The organism is Actinomycetospora chlora (assembly GCF_039542135.1).
Classification (GTDB): Bacteria; Actinomycetota; Actinomycetes; order Mycobacteriales; family Pseudonocardiaceae; genus Actinomycetospora; species Actinomycetospora chlora.
The window spans coordinates 1-515 of record NZ_BAABHO010000227.1; the positions used below are offsets into that span (position 1 = coordinate 1).

At 41.9% G+C, this 515-nt stretch carries 1 protein-coding gene; it reads right to left on the reverse strand.

Going from position 1 to position 515, the window contains the following annotated elements; translation table 11 throughout:
• Nucleotides 1-346 (reverse strand): RNA-dependent RNA polymerase family protein (locus tag ABD994_RS31540; protein ID WP_345425821.1); only part of this gene is annotated, 346 nt, incomplete at its 3' end.
• Nucleotides 347-515 lie beyond the last annotated feature (169 nt).

Here is a 515-nt window from a genome sequence, read left to right on the forward strand (position 1 = left end):
CTAGGTTGGTCACAGATTTTCTTCCAAGGAGCAAGCATCTTTTAAATTCATGGCTGCAGTCACCATTTGCAGTGATTTTGGAGCCCAAGAAAATAAAGTCTGTCACTGTTTCCATTGTTTCCCCATCTATTTGCCATGAAGTGATGGGACCAGATGCCATGATCTTAGTTTTTTGAATGTTGAGTTTTAAGCCAGCTTTTTCACTCTCCTCTTTCACTTTCATCAAGAGGCTCTTTAGTTCTTCTTCAGCTTTCTGCCATAAGGGTGGTGTCATCTGCATATCTGAGGTTATTGATATTTCTCCCAGCAACCTTGATTCCAGCTTGTGCTTCTTCCAGGCCAGCATTTCTCATGATGTACTCTGCATATAAGTTAAATAAGCAGGGTGACTATATACAGCCTTGACGTACTCCTTTTCCTATTTGGAACCAATCTGTTGTTCCATGTCCAGTTCTAACCCGCTTCCTGACTTGCATATAGATTTCTCAAGAGGCAGGTCAGGTGGTCTGGTATTC